The 3721-nt window shown below is 60.1% G+C and carries 5 protein-coding genes and 1 pseudogene; 4 read left to right on the top strand and 2 right to left on the bottom strand.

Features of this window, described 5'->3' with window-relative positions; all coding sequences use genetic code 11:
- Positions 1–139 (bottom strand): annotated as a pseudogene (locus tag BGN91_RS14850) (CopD family protein); the annotation flags it as partial.
- 464 nt (positions 140–603) lie between these two features.
- On the opposite strand from BGN91_RS14850, the gene BGN91_RS14855 reads away from it, so the two are divergent.
- Genes BGN91_RS14855 through dnaQ form a run of 4 tightly spaced genes read left to right on the top strand, consistent with a single transcriptional unit; the run spans position 604 to position 3397 of the window.
- Positions 604–1446, top strand: a complete 843-nt coding sequence (locus BGN91_RS14855) for a pyruvate, water dikinase regulatory protein (protein WP_292614434.1) — start codon at positions 604–606, stop codon at positions 1444–1446.
- Positions 1447–1450: 4 nt separating this feature from the next.
- Entirely contained in the window at positions 1451–2062 is a 612-nt protein-coding gene (locus BGN91_RS14860) for a Maf family protein (RefSeq protein WP_292614437.1), read from the top strand.
- 16 nt (positions 2063–2078) lie between these two features.
- The gene (gene coaE, locus BGN91_RS14865; protein ID WP_292614438.1) at positions 2079–2678 is read left to right on the top strand and encodes a dephospho-CoA kinase; all 600 of its coding nucleotides are present in this window, start codon (positions 2079–2081) and stop codon (positions 2676–2678) included.
- 20 nt (positions 2679–2698) lie between these two features.
- On the top strand, positions 2699–3397 hold the full coding sequence (dnaQ, locus tag BGN91_RS14870) for a DNA polymerase III subunit epsilon (RefSeq protein WP_292614440.1): 699 nt from the start codon (positions 2699–2701) through the stop codon (positions 3395–3397).
- Between the two features lie 136 nt (positions 3398–3533).
- Here dnaQ and BGN91_RS14875 read toward each other — a convergent pair.
- The coding region (locus BGN91_RS14875; protein ID WP_292614443.1) for a protein-export chaperone SecB at positions 3534–3721 on the bottom strand (188 nt) is incomplete at its 5' end.

Raw genomic sequence — 3721 nt, forward strand, 5'->3', positions numbered from 1 at the left:
CCATCACCTTGAACGTCTCGGATTGCTTCGAGCCGATCTCGGCGTCGCAGTGATAAATAAATAGCCGCGGCAGGTAGAGCATGCCGGCCATCCAGGAGATGACGGCAATGACATGAAAGGCCTTGATCCACTCGTACATCGGTCTTCTCGCTCAGGATGCCCTGACGACTGACAATTTGTCGGAACATACGGCTGGTGTGGGGGTTATTCCGGCGACCGATAGAGACCTGATCGGGACGATCTCCGCAAGCGACTCTTTTCTAAAAATTACTTTTTAGATTCTTAAGGTTTGAGTCTTAGTGGCGGTGAATTCGGCGGAGACAATTCTGTCCCGGCTCTTTCAAAAGCTTCTCCACTCCTCCCTGAATTAAGACCCGTTCAGCCGTCAATCCGAAAGATCGTCAGCAGCGCAAACACTTACGCGTCGTTGACCCGCAATTACCCAGAGACAATTCCACACGGTCTCATTATCATTGCCGGCAATCGATGGAGTTATCCCTGCCGTGAGGCCTGTGAGCAAAATCCCCGGTTATCCAGCGGTCCTTGCCGGATAAGCCGTATCGCGGCTCGAACTCCACAGCGATGCACAGGTATTCAGGGGTCATGGCGCCCATCACCGGCAGCAATTTTCATCTCCATCTGGTGTCCGATTCGACCGGCGAAACACTGATCACGGTGTCGCGTGCGGTCGCCGCCCAATATGCCAACCTGACGCCAGTGGAGCACGTCTACCCGCTGGTGCGCAGCCAGAAGCAGCTTGATCGCGTTCTTGCGGAAATCGAGGAAACGCCGGGAATCGTTTTGTTCACGCTCCTGGAAAAGGATCTGGTGGAGCGCCTCGAAGCCAAGTGCCAGGAAATCAACAGCCCGAGCCTTTCGATTATCGGCCCTGTGATGCAGTTGTTTCAGGCCTATCTCGGCGCTTCCACGATCGGCCGGGTCGGCGCGCAGCACACGCTGAACGCGGACTACTTCAGACGCATCGACGCCTTGAACTACACGATGATGCACGACGACGGACAGCATGTCGAAGGTCTGGAGGAAGCCGACGTCGTACTGGTCGGAGTGTCGCGCACGTCGAAAACGCCAACGTCGGTCTATCTTGCTAACCGCGGCATCCGCACTGCGAACGTGCCGCTGGTGCCGGGCATCGCCATCCCGCGTCAACTGGAATCGTTGAAGAAGCCCTTGATCGTCAGCCTTCATGCGGCGCCCGAGCGACTCATTCAGGTCCGGCAGAACCGGCTGTTGAGCATCGGGTCGGGCGCCGGCAACGAAACCTATATCGACCGGAAATCGGTTGCCGACGAAGTGACCTATGCCCGCCGCCTCAGTGCGAAGCACGACTGGGTCCAATTGGACGTCACACGACGGTCGATCGAGGAGACCGCCGCTGCGATCATGAAGCTGTTTGCGGATCGGCAACGGCAGCGGCGGGCGGAGTAGGCTGGTGACGGCGATCTGGCTCGAACCAAAACCCCTGATTCTGGCATCTCAAAGCCAGGTGCGCCAGGCATTGCTCGCAAATGCCGGCTTGTCATTCGAGACCGTTCCGGCCGAGATCGACGAGCGCGCCATTCAGCGAAACTCCGGCCTGACCAAAAGCGATGAGATCGCCGTTCGCCTGGCTTGTGAAAAAGCGCGTGAGGTTTCGTCGCGCGCGCCCGGCCGCTACGTCATCGGAGCCGATCAGACCCTCGAATGCGATGGCCGCCCGTTCGACAAACCGGCTGGGCGCGCGGGGGCAACGGAACACCTGCGCGCGCTGTCCGGCCGGACTCACACGCTGCACGCCGCTGTTGCGATCGTGCGCGACGGCAAGCTGCTCTTTGAAAATGTATCGGCCGCCCGCATGACCATGCGGGAGCTGAGCGAGGACGCGATCGAGGCCTATCTGAACGCGGTTGGCGATGCGGCCACCGCGAGCGTCGGCGCCTATCAGCTCGAGAAACTGGGTGTCCACCTGTTCAGCCGGATCGACGGCGATCATTTCACCATTCTCGGCTTGCCGCTGTTGCCGCTGCTTGCTTTTCTGCGCGGCCAGGGGCTGCTATCGTTGTGACGTCGGGTGTTCGCACATGCTGGTGCTCGGGCTGACCGGATCGATCGGAATGGGGAAATCGACCACCGCCAGGCTTTTTTCGGAAGCCGGGGTGCCGGTTTACGATGCCGACGCGACCGTTCACAAAATTTATGAAGGCGAGGCGGCACCGGCCATCGAGGCGGCGTTTCCCGGAACAACCGTCAACGGCAAGGTCGATCGCGATAAGCTGTCGGCAAAGGTCGTGCACGACGCTGCGGCCATGAAGCGGCTTGAGCAGATCGTGCATCCGATGCTGCATGCGTATCGTCAGTCGTTTCTCGATCGGGCCGAGCGATCGGGTGTCGATGTGGCGGTGGTGGACGTGCCGCTGCTGTTCGAAACCGGTGGCGAGAAGCATGTCGATGCGGTCGTCGTGGTCACCACAACGCCGGACATTCAACGCCAGCGTATTCTGGCCCGCAGCAACATGACGGACGACAAGCTGAATACGATCCTGGCCCGGCAGTTACCCGACGCTGAGAAGCGCAGCCGGGCAGATTTCGTAGTGGACACCTCGCACGGTATCGACGACGTTCGCGAGCGAATCCGGGAAATTCTGGCGCAGACTGCTAAAATGCCGCGACGGCGGCCCTGATTCGTTAGACTGACGGAATTATGCGCGAAATCGTTCTCGACACCGAAACAACCGGCCTGGATCCGCTGCGCGGCGATCGTCTGGTTGAAATCGGGTGTGTTGAAATCTTCAATCGCATGCCGACGGGGCAAACCTTCCATCGCTACATCAATCCGGAACGCGACATGCCGCAGGAAGCGTTCGCGGTCCATGGCCTGTCGAGCGAATTCCTCGCCGACAAGCCGCTGTTTGCGCAGATCGTGGATGAGTTTCTGGAATTTGTCGGTGACGCACCGCTCGTCATCCACAACGCGTCGTTCGATATCGGCTTCATCAATGCGGAACTCGATCGCCTCGAACGGCAGGCGATCGCGCGGGACCGGTTGGTGGATACGCTGCTGCTGGCGCGACGGAAGCATCCCGGCGTGTCGAACCGGCTCGACGATCTCTGCTCGCGATACGCCATCGACAACAGCCGCCGGACCAAGCACGGGGCGTTGCTCGACGCGGAACTGCTTGCGGAAGTCTATATCGATCTGATCGGCGCCCGGCAGTCGCAATTGATCCTGGTGGAAACGGTGGCCCGCCAGAGCGGCGGAACACTCGATACGCCGCGGCGTCAGCGCCCTTCGCCGCTGGCGCCGCGCGTGACCGATGCCGACCGCATCGCCCATCGCGATTTCGTCGCGACACTTGGCGAAAAGGCGATCTGGATGGAATTCGTCGGCAACGAGGCTTGAGTCGGGCCGGCCAAGCCAGGCTAAGCCATATAAGCTAAGCCATGTAAGCTAAGTCTTGGCGGTGATGAACAAACCGGTCGGTCGCCGTCAGCCTTCCAAAACGGCGCCGCTTCGCTCGCCCATGAAGGGAAAGCCTCTAGCTTGGCTGCTGCTGTTGTTGCGCCGCTGCCTGGCGTTCCATGTTTTGCCGGTACAAGCTCACAAAATCGATCGGGTCGAGCATCAGCGGCGGGAATCCGCCGTCGCGAACGACCGTCGCCACGATTTCGCGAGCGAACGGGAACAGCAGGCGCGGGCATTCGATCATGACCAGCGGATGCAGGT

The sequence above is a fragment of the Nitrobacter sp. 62-13 genome, from assembly GCF_001896955.1.
Taxonomy (GTDB): Bacteria; Pseudomonadota; Alphaproteobacteria; order Rhizobiales; family Xanthobacteraceae; genus Nitrobacter.

Excerpts from the sequence above, each read along its gene's own strand:
- BGN91_RS14855 (WP_292614434.1), top strand. The coding sequence starts at position 604 with ATGGCGCCCATCACCGGCAGCAATTTTCATCTCCATCTGGTGTCCGAT.
- coaE (WP_292614438.1), top strand. The coding sequence starts at position 2,079 with ATGCTGGTGCTCGGGCTGACCGGATCGATCGGAATGGGGAAATCGACC.
- dnaQ (WP_292614440.1), top strand. The coding sequence starts at position 2,699 with ATGCGCGAAATCGTTCTCGACACCGAAACAACCGGCCTGGATCCGCTG.